The 12,046-nt window shown below is 55.3% G+C and carries 14 protein-coding genes and 1 riboswitch; of the genes, 12 read left to right on the plus strand and 2 right to left on the minus strand.

Annotation, left to right across the window (positions count from 1 at the left end; translation table 11 throughout):
• The 3 genes from spoVAEA to lysA all read left to right on the plus strand — a co-directional run bounded on the left by spoVAEA (position 1) and on the right by lysA (position 3,679).
• Positions 1-612 carry a stage V sporulation protein SpoVABEA gene (spoVAEA, locus tag B1A75_RS04800; RefSeq protein WP_074044389.1) on the plus strand — a complete coding sequence of 204 codons (612 nt, stop codon included), beginning with the start codon at positions 1-3 and terminating at the stop codon, positions 610-612.
• Positions 560-2,038, plus strand: coding sequence for a spore germination protein (locus B1A75_RS04805; RefSeq protein ID WP_079935839.1), 1,479 nt, complete (start codon positions 560-562; stop codon positions 2,036-2,038). Before spoVAEA ends, B1A75_RS04805 begins: the two co-directional genes overlap by 53 nt.
• A 321-nt stretch (positions 2,039-2,359) precedes the next feature.
• The gene (gene lysA, locus B1A75_RS04815) at positions 2,360-3,679 is read left to right on the plus strand and encodes a diaminopimelate decarboxylase (RefSeq protein WP_079935840.1); all 1,320 of its coding nucleotides are present in this window, start codon (positions 2,360-2,362) and stop codon (positions 3,677-3,679) included.
• Positions 3,680-3,750: 71 nt separating this feature from the next.
• On the opposite strand, the gene B1A75_RS04820 is transcribed toward lysA, so the two are convergent.
• The gene (locus tag B1A75_RS04820) at positions 3,751-4,629 is read right to left on the minus strand and encodes a DUF1002 domain-containing protein (RefSeq protein ID WP_074043917.1); all 879 of its coding nucleotides are present in this window, start codon (positions 4,627-4,629) and stop codon (positions 3,751-3,753) included.
• Between the two features lie 184 nt (positions 4,630-4,813).
• On the opposite strand from B1A75_RS04820, the gene B1A75_RS04825 reads away from it, so the two are divergent.
• The 7 genes from B1A75_RS04825 to B1A75_RS04850 all read left to right on the plus strand — a co-directional run bounded on the left by B1A75_RS04825 (position 4,814) and on the right by B1A75_RS04850 (position 9,674).
• On the plus strand, positions 4,814-5,254 hold the full coding sequence (locus B1A75_RS04825) for a peptidylprolyl isomerase (protein ID WP_074043954.1): 441 nt from the start codon (positions 4,814-4,816) through the stop codon (positions 5,252-5,254).
• Positions 5,241-5,369, plus strand: a complete 129-nt coding sequence (locus tag B1A75_RS20515) for a hypothetical protein (protein WP_014196248.1) — start codon at positions 5,241-5,243, stop codon at positions 5,367-5,369. The genes B1A75_RS04825 and B1A75_RS20515 overlap by 14 nt, the downstream gene beginning before the upstream one ends.
• A 47-nt stretch (positions 5,370-5,416) precedes the next feature.
• Positions 5,417-5,549, plus strand: a riboswitch (FMN riboswitch).
• 207 nt (positions 5,550-5,756) lie between these two features.
• The gene (gene ribD, locus B1A75_RS04830; RefSeq protein ID WP_013144840.1) at positions 5,757-6,899 is read left to right on the plus strand and encodes a bifunctional diaminohydroxyphosphoribosylaminopyrimidine deaminase/5-amino-6-(5-phosphoribosylamino)uracil reductase RibD; all 1,143 of its coding nucleotides are present in this window, start codon (positions 5,757-5,759) and stop codon (positions 6,897-6,899) included.
• Positions 6,854-7,498: a riboflavin synthase gene (ribE, locus tag B1A75_RS04835; protein WP_074043955.1), complete on the plus strand. Its 645-nt coding sequence runs from the start codon at positions 6,854-6,856 to the stop codon at positions 7,496-7,498. The genes ribD and ribE overlap by 46 nt, the downstream gene beginning before the upstream one ends.
• Before the next feature lie 20 nt (positions 7,499-7,518).
• On the plus strand, positions 7,519-8,712 hold the full coding sequence (locus B1A75_RS04840; protein ID WP_074043918.1) for a bifunctional 3,4-dihydroxy-2-butanone-4-phosphate synthase/GTP cyclohydrolase II: 1,194 nt from the start codon (positions 7,519-7,521) through the stop codon (positions 8,710-8,712).
• Between the two features lie 20 nt (positions 8,713-8,732).
• On the plus strand, positions 8,733-9,197 hold the full coding sequence (gene ribH / locus B1A75_RS04845) for a 6,7-dimethyl-8-ribityllumazine synthase (protein WP_074043919.1): 465 nt from the start codon (positions 8,733-8,735) through the stop codon (positions 9,195-9,197).
• Between the two features lie 120 nt (positions 9,198-9,317).
• Entirely contained in the window at positions 9,318-9,674 is a 357-nt protein-coding gene (locus tag B1A75_RS04850) for a GNAT family N-acetyltransferase (protein WP_074043920.1), read from the plus strand.
• A gap of 22 nt (positions 9,675-9,696) precedes the next feature.
• Here the strand turns inward: B1A75_RS04850 and B1A75_RS04855 are convergent, their stop codons facing one another.
• The gene (locus tag B1A75_RS04855; protein WP_074043921.1) at positions 9,697-10,236 is read right to left on the minus strand and encodes a DUF309 domain-containing protein; all 540 of its coding nucleotides are present in this window, start codon (positions 10,234-10,236) and stop codon (positions 9,697-9,699) included.
• 193 nt (positions 10,237-10,429) lie between these two features.
• Between B1A75_RS04855 and B1A75_RS04860 the strand changes: the two genes are divergently transcribed.
• Together B1A75_RS04860 and scpB are read left to right on the plus strand one after the other, a co-directional pair.
• Positions 10,430-11,185 carry a segregation/condensation protein A gene (locus B1A75_RS04860; protein WP_074043922.1) on the plus strand — a complete coding sequence of 252 codons (756 nt, stop codon included), beginning with the start codon at positions 10,430-10,432 and terminating at the stop codon, positions 11,183-11,185.
• Between the two features lie 198 nt (positions 11,186-11,383).
• Positions 11,384-12,040 (plus strand): SMC-Scp complex subunit ScpB, encoded by a 657-nt coding sequence (gene scpB, locus B1A75_RS04865; protein WP_074043923.1) that lies wholly within the window; start codon positions 11,384-11,386, stop codon positions 12,038-12,040.
• Positions 12,041-12,046: the final 6 nt, after the last annotated feature.

Consider the following 12,046-nt stretch of genomic DNA (forward strand, 5'->3'; position numbering starts at 1 on the left):
ATGGAAAAACGACGGGTCATTTTAGTAACGGATGGGGACGAGTTCGCCTGCCGGGCGATCGAGCAGGTCGCCGCTGAGATCGGCGGCCGCTGCATTTCCCGCTCGCAAGGCAATCCGACGAAACTGAGCGGCGAACAGTTGGTCGAACTCATTTTGCAAACGCCGCATGATCCAGTGTTTGTCATGTTTGACGATTGCGGCGCCCTCGGGGAGGGGGCCGGAGAGCAGGCGCTTCGCTATGTGGCGACGCATGAACAAATCGAAGTGCTCGGGGCGCTGGCGGTTGCCTCCAATACGCACCAGCATGAATGGACAAAAGTGCACGTGAGCATCGACCGCGACGGCGTGATTACCGAATATGGGGTCGATAAAGAAGGCGTCCGCGATCTCGAGATCGGGCGGATCAACGGCGACACCGTCTACTGCCTTGACCAGCTGAACATTCCGCTCATCGTCGGCATCGGCGACATCGGCAAAATGGGATACCGCGACCATGCGAAATACGGGGCGCCGATTACGCGCAAGGCGGTCGAGTTGATTCTCGAAAGGAGTGGTGGCCATGCCGGAAAAAGAAAAGAAACCGACAGCGCCGATCGCGAAGAAGCTCGTTGACAACGCGAAGTTTTTGCAGCAGCGGATCGGCGTCGGGACAAGCTTTGATTTAGGCGTGCGGAAAATCTATGTCCTAAACCGGGAAGTACATATTTACTACTGCAACGGTTTATGCGACACGCAATACATTATCGAATTGCTAAAGCAAATCGTGCGCGTCAATGATGACGAGCGTCAGGCGGCCCAAGCGTGGCAAATTATCGAAAATCGGCTCGTCCATCAGCAAGTCAGCCCGGTGACGAGCCTCGACGAAGCGGTTGACAAACTACTGTCGGGCTTGATCATCGTCTTGATCGAGGGCGAATCGACCGGATTTGCTGTCGACGTCCGCAGCTATCCAGGTCGGCAGCCGCAAGAGCCGGATACGGAAAAAGTTGTGCGCGGCGCTCGCGACGGGTATGTTGAAAACATTATTGTCAACACGGCGCTCACCCGCCGCCGCATCCGCGACGAGCGGCTGCGCTTTGAAATTTTGCAAGTCGGCGAGCGGTCAAAAACGGACGTATGCATCGCCTATATTAAAGACGTCGCCGACCCGGGGCTTGTTGAGCTCGTGAAAAATGAATTGAAACAAATCAACGTCGATGGACTGACGATGGGCGACAAAACAGTCGAAGAGTTTTTAGTGAAGCAAGGATACAACCCGTACCCGCTCGTCCGTTATACCGAGAGGCCGGATGTAGCAGCGACGCACTTGCTTGAAGGGCACGTGCTCATTATGGTCGACACATCGCCAAGCGTCATCATCACGCCGACAACATTTTTCCATCACGTTCAGCATGCCGAGGAATACCGGCAGTCGCCGGGAGTTGGGACGTTCGTGCGCTGGGTGCGGTTTTTAGGTATTTTGGCGTCGCTGTTTTTGCTGCCGCTGTGGGTGCTGTTCGTCCTTGAGCCGTCGTTGCTGCCCGAATCGTGGGCGTTTATTGGACCGAACAAACAAACAAACATCCCGATCGTTGTGCAAATTTTGCTCGCTGATTTTGGGATTGAGTTTTTGCGGATGGCAGCCATTCATACACCGACGCCGCTATCAACCGCGATGGGCTTGATTGCCGCCGTCTTGATCGGACAAATCGCCATCGATGTCGGGCTGTTTGTGCCGGAAGTCATCTTGTACGTCTCGGTGGCGGCGATCGGTTCGTTTGCGACGCCAAGCTATGAGTTGAGCGTGGCTAATAAGATTTCTCGATTGGCATTGGTCATTCTTGTCGCCTTGTTTAAAGTGCCCGGGCTCGTCATTGGCACGACCGTTTATTTGCTTTGGCTGGCCAGCATCCGCTCGCTCAATACGCCGTACTTATGGCCGTTCATTCCGTTCGATCCAGCGGCATTTATGCAAATTGTCGTCCGCCGTTCGGCTGCTGGAGCGAGAGTGCGCCCGAGCATCGTTCACCCGCAAGATCGGCAAAAACAACCGTCATGACGCGAACGATCCGTTTGAAAGCGGCCGTTTCCACCTATTGGCGGCCGCTTTTTTCGTTTTAGCGCTATTGCAACTTTTGTATAATTATGATAAGTTATACTTAATGCTTGCATTGATGGTGCTTGCCATTGTGCTTGCCTCAGTGCTCCGCACGTTTGCACGGGCGGAATGGGCATGGCCCAGCGCGGGGCATGCGGCCTTCCGTTTCAAGGCAGAGCCGATGGCGATCTGCGGTTTTCCTTTTTGTGAAGGCAGTTGCCGGTTGCAAACTGTCTTTTTTGCTTTTGCCGTGCGATTTCAATGAGGAATGAGGGGTTTGCGATGTTTCTTCACGGGACAAGCCGTGTCAATGAACAAGGGCATTTGGAAATCGGCGGCGTCGATGTGGTCGAGTTGGCCAAAACGTACGGAACGCCGCTTTATATTTATGACGTTGCGTTGATCCGCGCGCGGGCGCGCGCGTTTAAAGAAGCGTTCCGCCGCCATGGCGTACGGGCGCAAGTCGCTTACGCCAGCAAGGCGTTTTCCGCCGTCGCCATCGTGCAGCTGGCCGCTGAGGAGGGATTGTCGCTTGACGTCGTCTCAGGCGGTGAGCTGTATACGGCGCTCGCCGCCGGTTTTCCGCCTGAGCGCATCCATTTTCATGGCAACAACAAAAGCCGGGACGAATTGGCGATGGCGCTTGAACACGGCATCGGCTGCATCGTTGCCGACAACTTTTACGAACTCGAGCTGATTGAAGAGCTGGCGGAATCATTCGGTCGGACGGTGCCGGTTTTGCTCCGCGTCACGCCGGGGGTCGAGGCGCATACGCACGATTACATTTTAACCGGGCAAGAAGATTCAAAGTTCGGCTTTGACTTAAACAACGGTCAGGTGGACGAGGCGTTTCGCCGTGTCATGGCGTCGGCCGCGTTTCAGCTGCTCGGCGTTCATTGCCATATCGGCTCGCAAATTTTTGAAACAGCTGGGTTTGTGCTCGCGGCGCAAAAAGTGTTTGCCAAGCTGGCCGAGTGGAACAAGGCGCACGGATTTGTCCCAGCGGTTGTCAATCTTGGCGGCGGCTTTGGCATCCGCTATACGGAGGAAGACGACCCGATTCCGGTGACAGCGTACGTCGACTGCATCGTGGAAGAGGTGAAAAAGCAGGCCGAAGCTTGCCGCTTGCCGCTGCCGGAAATTTGGATCGAGCCGGGCCGGTCGCTCGTGGGTGATGCCGGAACGACGATTTATACGATCGGCTCGCGCAAAGAAGTGCCCAACGTCCGCACATATATTGCCGTTGACGGCGGCATGAGCGACAACATCCGCCCGGCGCTCTACGGAGCGAAATACGAAGCCGCGCTCGCCAACCGGGTGTTCGGCGAGCCGACGGAAGTCGTATCGATCGCCGGGAAGTGCTGCGAGTCAGGCGACATGCTCATTTGGGACATCGCCCTGCCGGAAGCGAAGCCGGGCGATTATTTGGCCGTTTTTTGCACCGGCGCTTACGGCTATTCCATGGCGAACAATTACAACCGTCTGCCGCGCCCAGCCGTTGTGTTCGTTGAAAACGGCGACGCCCAGCTCGTTGTAAAACGGGAGACATATGAAGATTTGATCCAATATGATTTGCCTTTGAAAACGAAAGTGAAAAAGTGAAGGCCGCCGCTTTGAAAGAGAACGGCCTTCACAAAGAAAAGGCGCCCGCTGCTTTTTTGGGGCGCCTTCTTTCATTGTTGATTTGAGGAAAATGCTGATTTGATCGCGTTCCAAATTTCTTTGAAGATGTCGATAAGGTTTTGAATGAACGTTTTTCCTTCTTCTGACTGCAAAAACGCCGATAGCTGTTCTTTCGCCTTGCTCAGCTGATCGTTCACTTGGTCCCAATTAATATTGGCGTTTTGCATTTTATGGAAAAGGGAAATCAGGTTGTTGATTTCATTCTCGCTCAGCGTAATGCCAAGGTCGTTGGCGATTTTTTCAATAAGGGCGCGCAAATCAGCGTCCGTCTGCGGTGGGTTGTTGGCGATTTCTTGTTTGATTTTCGCCAGCAGGGCGACCGCTTTGTCCGCGCCGATCGAATCGGCGAGCTTCGCCGTCTGCACCATTTCCTCGTTCGCCACTTTTTTGACATCATCAGGGATGGCTTGGTCCGAGGAAATTTCATACGCCTTCATCAGCCCCGTCAGCGCTGCGGTGCCGGAAACCGGAAACGGGGCGGTGATGTAAATGTCGGCATCTTTCACCCCTGCGGTGATCAAGGCGTTTGTATACATCTCTTTCGTCACCCATGTGATGTTGTGCGTTTCGACATGAAGCCCCGAGCCGGGCTCTTTTATCGTGATCATCGACGACGAGATGGCGCGCGTGCCGATTTGCGCTTTCGGAATGAGTCCGTCCAAATATTTATGCTCCTCAACGTTTGAGACGGTGATCGTTTGCGCCCCGTCCGGCGCCTTCATTTCGTCGAGCACTTTTTGCTTTTGTTCATTCGTTAAGTTTTCCCCGAGCGTCACAATGACATCGCCCGGCGCGGCATCGGCCGCTGCGATGCCCGGAGATGCCAGCAGCACCGCCGCCAGCAGCGATGAAGCGATCGTTCGTTTCACATAGCTCGCCTCCTGTTTACGAAAATGCATTATCATTATACCGTACGCTCGCCTGCTTGGCTATCGGAAAAACGCGACGCGGTCAGGCGGCGCACGAATTTGAAAAGACATTTTTTCTTTTGTTTCACTTGGCAATCATGGTATGATAAAAGCAGTTTCGATGTCGAAAAGGAGCTGGATGCTTGTGGCGAAAAAAGGATATATTCTAATGGAAAACGGCGGGAAAATCGAGTTTGAACTGTTCCCAAACGAGGCGCCGGTGACGGTGGCCAATTTTGAGAAGCTCGCAAACGAAGGCTTTTATAACGGGTTGACGTTCCACCGCGTCATCCCTGGATTTGTCAGCCAAGGAGGATGTCCACGCGGCAACGGAACGGGCGATGCCGGCTATACGATCCCGTGCGAGACGGACAACAATCCACACCGACATGTTGCTGGGGCGATGTCAATGGCGCACCGCGGCCGCGACACCGGCAGCTGCCAGTTCTTTATCGTCCACGAGCCGCAGCCGCACTTGGATGGGGTGCACACCGTCTTTGGCCAAGTGACATCGGGCATGGACGTCGTGAGGACGATGAAAAACGGCGACGTGATGAAGGAAGTGAAAGTATTTGACGAACCGTAAACAGCGCATGAGCGAGGATGATCGGACTGTTCGAAACAACTGGCGCTTGTTTTTCTTTTTGCTTGCGGCCAGCCTGCTGTGGGGAGCGGCGTATTGGATTTGGGTTGCGGAATGATGATGCAGGGCGTTTCGTGTGGTATAATGAACATAACGATATAGTGATGCATCCTTCGGGGCAGGGTGAAATTCCCGACCGGCGGTGATGGGGCTTTCCGCCCCTCAGCCCGCGAGCCGAAAGGCAGGATCCGGTGCGATTCCGGAGCCGACAGTATAGTCTGGATGGGAGAAGGATGCCAATATGCGCACGGCTGTTTTCGGCCGGTTCAGACCGCATGGGCAGCGTCTGTCGGCCGACTAGGCATGGTAGTATCTTTTGTTTCCGACCGGCCGGTATAACTTGATTAGCGAACATGTGTTTGTTTGCGCATCATTGGTCATTCTCTCATCGATGAGCCCCCGGGGACATCCCGGGGGTTTCATTTTTATTGAAGGAGGGAGTGCGGTGCATAACGATGAACATTATATGCGGCTCGCTCTCGATGTGGCCAAAGCTGGAGTCGGGCAAACGTCTCCCAATCCTGCAGTTGGCGCGGTCGTTGTCAACGGTGGGACGGTCGTTGGGCTTGGCGCCCATTTGAAAGCGGGTGAGCCGCACGCTGAAGTCTATGCGATCCGCATGGCTGGCGAGAAGGCGCGCGGTGCGACGGTGTACGTGACGCTTGAGCCGTGCAGCCATTATGGAAAAACGCCTCCATGTGCCGATTTGCTCATCCAGGCCGGCGTCCGTCGCGTCGTCGTTGCCACGACCGACCCGAATCCGCTTGTCGCGGGAAAAGGGATTGCCAAGCTGCGCCAAGCGGGCATTGACGTTGATGTTGGCGTATTAAAAGACGAAGCGGACGAATTGAATCGGATGTTTTTCCACTATATCGCCGCAAAAACGCCGTTTGTCACGTTGAAGTTCGCATGCAGCCTCGATGGCAAAATCGCGACGGCGACGGGGGAAAGCAAATGGATTACATCAAGCGCGGCGCGTGAGGATGTCCATCGCCTTCGTGCGCAGCATGACGCCATTTTGGTCGGCGTCAACACCGTTTTGACCGACAACCCGAAGCTTACCGTCCGCTTTGGGGAAAAGCGGAAAAACCCGCTGCGCATCATTTTGGATACAAAATTGCGTACACCGCTTGACGCCCATGTCGTCGCTGACAAGGAAGCAGAAACGTGGATCATCACCGGCGGCGTCAGTCGGGAACAAGCGGCGGCGTATGAGCGCCTTGGGGTGCGCGTATTTTCAATGCCGACGGCCCAGATCGATGTCCGCGATGTGCTCCGTCTGCTTGGGGAGCAGGGAGTCATGTCGCTGTTTGTCGAAGGCGGCTCGCGCGTTCATGACAGCTTCCTCCGCGCGGGAGCAGTCAATGAGGTCATCGCCTATATCGCTCCGAAGCTGATCGGCGGCCGCGGGGCGCCGACGCCGGTCGGCGGCCTTGGCTTCGCCCGGCTTGCTGAAGCGGTGGAGCTTGACATCCGCCGCATCGAGACGATCGGCCCGGACATCAAAATCGTCGCCGCGCCGAAACGGAAGGAGGAATCGTTGTGTTCACTGGCATTATTGAAGAGATCGGCACGATCGAACAAATGAAGCAAACCGGCGACGCCATCGTGATGACGATCGGCGCCAAGCGGGTGCTCGAAGATGTGCGGCTTGGCGACAGCATCGCCGTCAACGGCGTCTGCTTGACCGTCACATCGTTCACCGAACGGCAGTTTACGGTCGATGTCATGCCGGAGACGGTGAAAGCGACGGCGCTAAAGACATTAAAGCCGGGATCGAAGGTGAATTTGGAGCGGGCAATGGCGGCTGGAGGACGGTTTGGCGGCCATTTCGTCACCGGGCATGTGGACGGCGTCGGGCGCATCATCCGGCAGTGGCCGAAAGCGAACGCCGTCTACTATGAAATCGAAGTGCCGGCCTCGCTGCGCGCCTATATGATTGAGAAAGGATCGGTCGCTGTCGATGGGACGAGCTTGACGATTTTCGGTCTGAGCGAGCGCACGTTCATCGTTTCACTCATTCCGCATACGCGTGAGGCGACGATTTTAGGCGAAAAGCGGCCGGGCGATCTCGTCAATATCGAGTGCGACATGATCGGCAAGTACGTCGCTGCTTTCCTCGCCGCGAAAGCGACGCCGACCTCCAAATTGACGGTCGAATTTTTGGAGCAGCACGGCTATAAATAGAGGAAAAGGGGGCAAGCTTGATGTTTGACACGATTGAAGCGGCGCTTTCGGCGCTGAAAAACGGAGAAGTGATCATCGTTTGCGATGACGAAGACCGCGAAAATGAAGGCGATTTTGTCGTGCTGGCCGAAAAAGCGACGCCGGATGTCATTAACTTTATGATCACTCATGGCCGCGGGCTCGTCTGCGTGCCGATTACGGAGGAATTGGCGGAGCGGCTCGAGCTTGAGCCGATGGTCACTCATAACACGGACGCGCATGGCACAGCGTTTACGGTGAGTGTCGACTACAAAACGACAACGACCGGAATCAGCGCCTACGAGCGGGCGGCGACGATTCAGGCGCTGCTTGATCCGAATGTGAAAGCGAGCGATTTTAAACGTCCTGGCCACGTTTTTCCGTTGATTGCGAAAAAGGGGGGCGTCTTGCGGCGCGCCGGCCATACAGAAGCGGCGGTCGATTTGGCCCGTTTGTGCGGCGCGAAGCCGGCCGGCGTCATTTGCGAAATCATTAAAGAGGACGGGACGATGGCTCGCGTTCCTGATTTGCGGCAAATCGCCGACCAGTTCGGATTGAAAATGATCACGATCAAAGATTTGATCGCCTATCGGAGCCAGCGGGAAAAGCTCGTGAAACGGGAGGTGGACGTTTGGCTGCCGACCGAATTCGGCGAATTTCGCGCCATCGGCTACACGAACGTGCTCGACGGAAAAGAGCATGTGGCGCTTGTCAAAGGAGAGATCACCCCGGATGAGCCGATCTTGGTGCGCGTTCATTCCGAATGCTTAACCGGCGATGTGTTTGGCTCGTACCGGTGCGACTGCGGTCCGCAGCTGCATGCGGCGCTCAGGCAAATCGAGGCGGAAGGGCGCGGGGTGTTGCTTTACATGCGCCAAGAAGGGCGCGGCATCGGCCTTATGAACAAGTTGCGCGCTTACAAGCTGCAGGAGCAAGGTTATGACACAGTCGAGGCGAACGAAAAGCTCGGCTTTCCGGCCGATTTGCGCGATTATGGCATCGGGGCGCAAATTTTGAAAGATCTCGGTGTAACGAAAATGCGCCTGCTCACGAACAACCCGCGCAAAATCGCCGGATTAAAAGGGCATGGACTCGAAGTGGTCGAACGGGTGCCGCTCGAGATGCCAGCGAAAAAGGAAAATGAAAAATATTTGCGCACGAAACATGAAAAATTAGGACATATGCTTCATTTTTAATGATGGGAGGAGCAACGAACATGCGTGTCATTGAGGGAAACTTAGTCGGCACCGGACTGAAAATCGGCATCGTCGTCTCTCGTTTTAACGAATTCATCACGGGCAAGCTCTTATCTGGGGCGATCGACGGCTTGACGCGCCATGGCGTGAGCGACAGCGACATCACCGTCGCCTGGGTGCCGGGTGCGTTTGAAATCCCGCTTGTGGCGAAAAAAATGGCGGAATCGAAGCAGTTTGACGCTGTCATTACGCTTGGCGCCGTCATCCGTGGGGCAACGAGCCATTTTGACTACGTCTGCAGCGAGGCGGCCAAAGGTGTCTCCCACGCGGCGCTCACGAGCGGTGTTCCGGTCATTTTCGGCGTGTTGACGACGGACACCATTGAACAGGCGATCGAGCGGGCCGGCACGAAAGCGGGCAATAAAGGATGGGAAGCGGCGGTGTCGGCGATCGAAATGGCGAACGTCTTGCGGACGCTTGCGTAATTTGCGTAAAAAGGCATGAAATGGTTCACAATATCGGTGAGAATGTTTATAATACGTATAGAGAAAATGACAAAAACTTTTCCATTTCGGAAAAGCGTTTGTCGATAATGAGGGATTTTTATGTTAATCCGTTACCGAAAAAACTATGAGAAAATCGCCATGGGACTGTTGTCGTTTATGCCGACGGAAAAAGATCTGAAACGGCTGCAGCAGACGATGAAACAGTATGAAACAAACAACGATTGGCAGCTGTTTTTATGGAAAGAAGGGGATGACATCGTCGGCATTATCGGCGTCCTGTTGCGCGCTCCTGATGTTGTGGAAATCCAGCACATCAGCGTCAATCCGTCACACCGCCACCAAGGGATCGGAAAACAGATGGTCAAGGCATTGAAAGAGGCGTACCCGGGCCGTCGATTGTGCGCCAACGAGTGGACTGCCTCGTTTTTCGATAAATGCCATGCGTGCAACGAATAACGAAACTAGCGCGGCGCCGCGCTTAGGCGGGCGGCGGAGGGGGAGGGAAGCCAACTCCTTCCGCTTTGGCCCGTTTTTTTTGTTCGCGCGCGGCGACGACGTCCGAGCGGTCACGGCGCCGGTGTTTATCCACAAGATTAAGGTTTGCTAGGTCGCTTGCCCGCCCCCAAACGAGCTGCCGGCGGGCGCAGGCGGCCTGGCATTCCTCGTAAAGGGAACGGTCGCGAATCGGCAGTTCGACGCTTTCGTACGGTTCGCCGCGAGTGATCCGCCGAGCCGTCTCGTCGAGCAAGCGGGCGAGCGCCCCGTCATCGAGGCCGAGCCGCCGGATCATCTCTTGCGTTTCGTCAAGCAGCGCCCGCGCCCGTCGAATGAGGCGCAGCGCTCCCGAGACATTGCCGCGCCGGTAATGGTAAAAAGCGACCGCGATTTGAATGAGCACAAGCCAACCTTTGTTTCGACCGTCTTGTTTCCAATGTTCCTCCAAAATTTCGTGGCATTCAAAATAGTCGCGATCGCTATGGAAATGGATCAAATACTCGATATACGCTTTCGGGTACATCGGTCATCGTTCCTTTCAAAAGTGGGCCGCGCCATGTGAAGACGGGCGGCTCTCCTTTGATTATACGACTTCGGCGGCCTGCGGCGCAAAAAAGAGGGTGTTTTCCATTCGCTTCGCCGCTTCGTTATGATACAATAAATGTACTGCAGCTGGGGACGAGCCGCACGGGCGGTGTTCTGGAAAAAATGGTGGGATGGATGTGCAATTGCCGTACAACGTCAAAATCGAAGCGTTTGAAGGGCCGCTTGATCTGCTTTTGCATTTGATCAACCGCTATGAAATCGATATTTACGATATTCCGGTCGCGCGAATTACGGAGCAGTATATGGCGTACATTCATGCCATGCAGGAGCTTGAGTTGGATATCGCCAGCGAATATTTAGTGATGGCAGCCACCTTGCTTGCGATCAAAAGCAAAATGTTGTTGCCGTCCTCCAATGAGGAAGGCGTCGACGGCGACATCGAGTGGGTCGACGACGGGGACCCGCGCGAGGAGCTGACGCAGCGGCTGCTTGAATATAAAAAGTTTAAAGAGGCGGCGCGCGAGTTGAAGCGGCGTGAAGAGGAGCGGGCGCTTTTGTTTACAAAGCCGCCGAGCGACTTAAGCGCATACGCGGATGAGAAAAAGGCGGCGCCGCTTGATGTGAACGTATACGATATGCTTGGCGCCTTGTCGAAGCTGTTGCGCCGCAAAAAGCTACAAAAACCGATGCGGGCGAAAATCGCCCGCCAAGATATTTCCGTCGAACAGCGCATGGCGGAAATTTTGCATGAACTAAAGCAGGCGAACGGGCGGAAAAACTTTTACGAGCTGTTTCCGTCCTACGATCGTTCGTATATCGTCGTGACGTTTTTGGCCATTTTAGAGTTGATGAAGCAAGACGAAATCATCGTTGAGCAAGAACGGAATTTCAGTGATTTGTTTCTTGCGGTGAAACCAGCCGATTGAGGCGGTGCGGTTTGGCCGCGGCGGTTCGCTGCGGCGGACCGCTTTCCTTTTGTTGCCCGTTTGGCCCATGCCGTGATAAGGCGGAGGGTTGACTCCTGTTGGACTGAGAAGGCCGACGGTGGAACGGACGCTGGGAAACGACGGAGACAGGCGGAAAGGAGGAGGGGGCGCCAACGAGTTTGGCGCGGCAGAAGGGCGATGGAACAAAACGAAACGGAAAAAACGGGCGGCGCCGGCGCGCTCAAGCCGGCGAAGGCGATTGTCGAAGCGCTGTTGTTTGCCGCCGGTGACGAAGGGCTGTCGATTTCGCAAATTGCCGCCGTGTTGGAAGTCAGCGAGCCGGAAGCAAAAGCGGTGATCGCTGAGCTGCAGGAAGACTACCGTCGGGAAGAGCGCGGCATCCAGCTCATCGAGCTAGCCGGCGTGTTTCTGCTGGCGACGAAAAAAGAGCACGCTCCGTACTTAAAAAAGTTGGTCGAGGCGCCGGGGGCGTCGCCGCTGTCGCAGGCGGCGCTTGAGACGCTCGCCATTATCGCATACCGCCAGCCGATTACGCGCGCGGAGATTGAGGAAATTCGCGGCGTAAAAAGCGACAAGCCATTGCAGACGCTGATGGCGCGGGCGCTCATTAAAGAGGTTGGACGAGCCGAAGGAACCGGGCGGCCGATTTTGTACGGGACAACCCCGGAATTTCTCGATTATTTCGGGCTGAAAACGCTCGAGGAGCTGCCGCCGCTGCCGGAATGGGCGGACGATGGCGAATCCGAGCGGGAAGCGGATTTATTTTTCGAAAAATTAGCAGAAAATTTGAGCGACGGGCAGCCGGAATATGGTAAACTAAAGAAAAACGGCTGATCGGGA

The organism is Geobacillus sp. LEMMY01 (genome assembly GCF_002042905.1).
Lineage (GTDB): Bacteria > Bacillota > Bacilli > Bacillales > Anoxybacillaceae > Geobacillus > Geobacillus proteiniphilus.

Coding starts and splice junctions, on each gene's coding strand:
- B1A75_RS04840 (WP_074043918.1), top strand. CDS start 7,519: ATGTTTGACACGATTGAAGCGGCGCTTTCGGCGCTGAAAAACGGAGAA.
- lysA (WP_079935840.1), top strand. CDS start 2,360: ATGTTTCTTCACGGGACAAGCCGTGTCAATGAACAAGGGCATTTGGAA.
- spoVAEA (WP_074044389.1), top strand. CDS start 1: ATGGAAAAACGACGGGTCATTTTAGTAACGGATGGGGACGAGTTCGCC.
- B1A75_RS04850 (WP_074043920.1), top strand. CDS start 9,318: ATGTTAATCCGTTACCGAAAAAACTATGAGAAAATCGCCATGGGACTG.
- ribH (WP_074043919.1), top strand. CDS start 8,733: ATGCGTGTCATTGAGGGAAACTTAGTCGGCACCGGACTGAAAATCGGC.
- B1A75_RS04860 (WP_074043922.1), top strand. CDS start 10,430: ATGGATGTGCAATTGCCGTACAACGTCAAAATCGAAGCGTTTGAAGGG.
- B1A75_RS04855 (WP_074043921.1), bottom strand. CDS start 10,236: ATGTACCCGAAAGCGTATATCGAGTATTTGATCCATTTCCATAGCGAT.
- scpB (WP_074043923.1), top strand. CDS start 11,384: ATGGAACAAAACGAAACGGAAAAAACGGGCGGCGCCGGCGCGCTCAAG.
- B1A75_RS04805 (WP_079935839.1), top strand. CDS start 560: ATGCCGGAAAAAGAAAAGAAACCGACAGCGCCGATCGCGAAGAAGCTC.